Source organism: Xanthomonas sp. SHU 166, from assembly GCF_000364685.1.
Lineage (GTDB): Bacteria > Pseudomonadota > Gammaproteobacteria > Xanthomonadales > Xanthomonadaceae > Xanthomonas_A > Xanthomonas_A sontii.
This window is the reverse complement of record NZ_AQOJ01000645.1, coordinates 1-3,171: the sequence shown is the minus strand read 5'-3', so window position 1 is coordinate 3,171 and position 3,171 is coordinate 1. Positions and strand designations below refer to the sequence as shown.

Annotated in this window: 5 protein-coding genes; 3 read left to right on the top strand and 2 right to left on the bottom strand. The window is 70.9% G+C overall.

The window, feature by feature from the left end:
- Positions 1-40: 40 nt before the first annotated feature.
- Positions 41-310, bottom strand: a complete 270-nt coding sequence (locus D180_RS15590) for a Trm112 family protein (RefSeq protein ID WP_017913531.1) — start codon at positions 308-310, stop codon at positions 41-43.
- A 58-nt stretch (positions 311-368) separates the two neighbouring features.
- Here D180_RS15590 and purE point away from each other — a divergent pair, with 58 nt between their 5' ends.
- Positions 369-872, top strand: coding sequence for a 5-(carboxyamino)imidazole ribonucleotide mutase (gene purE, locus D180_RS15585; RefSeq protein ID WP_017909417.1), 504 nt, complete (start codon positions 369-371; stop codon positions 870-872).
- Positions 869-2,017, top strand: a complete 1,149-nt coding sequence (locus D180_RS15580; protein ID WP_043091093.1) for a 5-(carboxyamino)imidazole ribonucleotide synthase — start codon at positions 869-871, stop codon at positions 2,015-2,017. Before purE ends, D180_RS15580 begins: the two co-directional genes overlap by 4 nt.
- Before the next feature lie 97 nt (positions 2,018-2,114).
- Here the strand turns inward: D180_RS15580 and D180_RS15575 are convergent, their stop codons facing one another.
- Positions 2,115-2,693: a Fe-Mn family superoxide dismutase gene (locus D180_RS15575; RefSeq protein ID WP_017913529.1), complete on the bottom strand. Its 579-nt coding sequence runs from the start codon at positions 2,691-2,693 to the stop codon at positions 2,115-2,117.
- 125 nt (positions 2,694-2,818) lie between these two features.
- Between D180_RS15575 and grxD the strand changes: the two genes are divergently transcribed.
- A complete protein-coding gene (gene grxD, locus D180_RS15570) occupies positions 2,819-3,139 on the top strand; it encodes a Grx4 family monothiol glutaredoxin (protein WP_010342114.1) in 321 nt (106 codons plus the stop codon).
- The last annotated feature ends 32 nt before the right edge of the window (positions 3,140-3,171 follow it).

Sequence of the window (3,171 nt, the reverse complement as noted above, 5' to 3'; positions counted from 1 at the left end):
AGCTCCGCGGCGGGCGCCTGCGGCGGCGCCATGTCGCGGCTCATTTGGCCGGGAAGTTGGCGAGCTGGGCGGTGCCGATGGCCTCTTCGGCCAGCAGCACCGGGATGCCGTCGTCGACGCGGAACACCTGCTTGCGGTCGCGGGTGATCAGGGCTTCGCGCAGCGGTTGCGCCTGCGCACTGCCATCGGCGCGCTGCACGCCGCCGGCGGCGATGGCGCGGTTCAGCGACTCCAGGCCGCGCGCCTCCAGCAGCGCCAGCGGTTGGCGGGTGTCGGGCGAGCACAGCAGGTCGAGCAGTTTGCGGTCCATCCGGTCTTCGTCTTGCGTGGAAGACGGCTAGAATACGTCTTTAAGGCAGGGGACGGCCATGACCTCCAAGCAAACCGCGCCGCTCGTCGGCATCGTGATGGGTTCCCGCTCCGACTGGGAGACCATGCAGCATGCGGCGCAGAAACTCGATGCGCTGGGTGTGCCCTATGAAGTGAAGGTGGTGTCGGCGCACCGCACCCCCGACGTGTTGTTCTCCTATGCCGAGCAAGCGGCTGGGCGCGGCCTGCGCGCGATCGTGGCCGGCGCTGGCGGCGCCGCGCACCTGCCGGGCATGCTCGCGGCCAAGACCGCGGTTCCGGTGCTAGGCGTGCCGGTGCAGTCCAAGGCGCTCAACGGCATGGACTCGCTGCTGTCGATCGTGCAGATGCCGGCCGGCATCCCGGTGGCCACCTTCGCGATCGGCAATGCCGGCGCGGCTAACGCCGCGCTGTTCGCCGCGGCGATGCTGGCCCACGACCACGCTGAGATCGGTGCCGCGCTGGGCGAGTTCCGTCAGCGCCAGACCGACGACGTGATGGCCAAGGACGATCCGCGCCAATGACCACCGTCGGTATTCTCGGGGCGGGGCAGTTGGCACGGATGATGGCGGTGGCCGGCGTGCCGCTGGGCCTGCGCTTCGCGCTGCTGGATCCGGCAGCCGATGCCTGCGCCGGACAGGTCGCGCCGCTGCGGGTCGGCGACTACGCCGACCGAGCCGCGCTGGCCGCGTTCGCGGACGCGGTCGACGTGGCGACCTTCGATTTCGAGAACGTGCCCGCGGATAGCGCGGCTGCCCTGGCCGGGCAGGTGCCGGTGTTCCCGAGCCCGGATGCGCTGGCCGTGGCGCAGGATCGCCTGGCCGAGAAGACCTTGTTCCGCGAGCTCGGCATTCCCGTGCCGGCGTTCGCCGCGATCGACACCCGCGCCGATCTGGACGCGGCGCTGGCGCAGGTCGGCACGCCGTGCATCCTCAAGACCCGCCGGCTCGGCTACGACGGCAAGGGCCAGTTCCGCATCGTCTCCGCCGCCGATGCCGATGCGGCCTGGGCGGCGCTGGGCGCGCAGGCGGCCAGCGTCGGCCTGATCGCCGAGGCGTTCGTACCGTTCCAGCGCGAGGTCAGCGTGGTGGCGGTGCGCGGCCGCGACGGCGAGTTCCGCACCTGGCCGCTGACCGAGAACTGGCATGTGCACGGCGTGCTGTCGGCCAGCCTGGCGCCGGCGCAGGCCGATGTCGCGCTGGAGCAGGCGGCGGTGGCGCATGCGCGTGCCCTGGCCGAACGCCTTCAATATGTGGGCGTGTTCGCGCTGGAACTGTTCTGCCGCGACGGCGAACTGCTGGCCAACGAGATGGCCCCGCGCGTGCATAACTCCGGCCACTGGACCATCGAAGGCGCGGAGACCTCGCAGTTCGAGAATCACCTGCGCGCGGTGCTGGGGCTGCCGCTGGGCTCCACGCGCATGTGTGGCCATGCCTGCATGCTCAACTGGATCGGCGCGATGCCCGACGCCGCACCGGTCCTGGCGCAGCCCGGCGGGCATTGGCACGACTACGGCAAGCAGCCGCGCGAAGGCCGCAAGGTCGGCCACGCCACCCTGCGCGAGGACACGCCGGAGGCGCTGGCGCTGGCCCTGCAGACCGTGGGCGCGCAACTGCAGCGCGAGGCCCAGGTCGCCCCGGTGGTCGCCGCGTTGCGCGGCGAGCGCTGAACCAGCAGCAGGAGCGCCCAGGCCACGCCTGGGCCAGGAACCGGCAGCCACGGCCGCCGCTCCTGCGAATCCCCAATCCCGACTCCCCAATCCCCGCTCAACGCAGATTGGACGCCGCGAACTCCCAATTGACCAGCTTCCAGAACGCCTGCAGATAGCGCGCGCGGTCGCCGGGATGGTCGATGTAGTAAGCGTGTTCCCAGATGTCGCAGCCGAGCAGCGGCGTGTCGTCGCCGGTCAGCGGGGTGCCGGCGTTGGCGGTGCTGACCACGGCCAGGTTGCCGTCGGGACGCTGCACCAGCCAGACCCAGCCCGAACCGAACAGCGCCAGGGCCATGCGCTCGAACTCGGCCTTGAACCGCGCCACGTCGCCGAAACTCCTGGTCAGGCGCTCGCCGAGCGCGCCGCCCGGTTCGCCGCCGCCGCGCGGGCGCAGGCCGCGCCAGTAGAACTCGTGATTCCAGACCTCGGCCGCTTCCTGGAACAGCCGGCCCTGCGCGCGCCGCAGCAGGTCCGGCAGCGCCAGCTCGGCCAGGTCGCTGCAGGCGAGCCGCGCATTGAGCCGTTCCACCAACGCGCGCTGGTGCTGGCCGTGGTGCTGTTCCACCGCGGCGGCGGACAGGTGCGGGGCCAGCGCCGCGGCGGCGTAAGGCAGGGGAGCGAGTTCGATGGGCATGGATCCTCTGGCGGTTTCGGGCGCGCGTCGCGGTACTGCCGCGCGCAGGGCTTACACTATGCGGCTACGCGAGAGTCTAGCCGACCGCCAAGGTCGTTCTTTCGCCCCAGCAGGAGAGAACCCGCATGCAGGTGATGGAGCGCATCCAGGCCGACGTCGAACGCCATCCCATCGTGTTGTTCATGAAGGGCACGCCGCAGTACCCGATGTGCGGCTTTTCCAGCCGCGCGTTGCAGGCGTTGCTGGCCGCCGGCGCCGACCGCCTGCACACCGTCAACGTGCTCGACGAGCCGGAGATCCGGGCCAATCTGCCGCGCTATTCGAACTGGCCGACGTTCCCGCAGCTGTTCATCCATGGCGAGCTGATCGGTGGCTGCGACATCACCATGGAGCTGTTCGAGTCCGGCGAGTTGCAGCGCATCGTGACCGAGGCCTACCAGTCGTGAGTGCGCCTGCGTCGCCGCAGGCCGGCGCGCTG

Bases quoted from the DNA above. Each gene is read 5' to 3' on its own strand.
- D180_RS15590 (WP_017913531.1), bottom strand. From the start codon at position 310: ATGGACCGCAAACTGCTCGACCTGCTGTGCTCGCCCGACACCCGCCAA.
- purE (WP_017909417.1), top strand. From the start codon at position 369: ATGACCTCCAAGCAAACCGCGCCGCTCGTCGGCATCGTGATGGGTTCC.
- D180_RS15580 (WP_043091093.1), top strand. From the start codon at position 869: ATGACCACCGTCGGTATTCTCGGGGCGGGGCAGTTGGCACGGATGATG.
- D180_RS15575 (WP_017913529.1), bottom strand. From the start codon at position 2,693: ATGCCCATCGAACTCGCTCCCCTGCCTTACGCCGCCGCGGCGCTGGCC.
- grxD (WP_010342114.1), top strand. From the start codon at position 2,819: ATGCAGGTGATGGAGCGCATCCAGGCCGACGTCGAACGCCATCCCATC.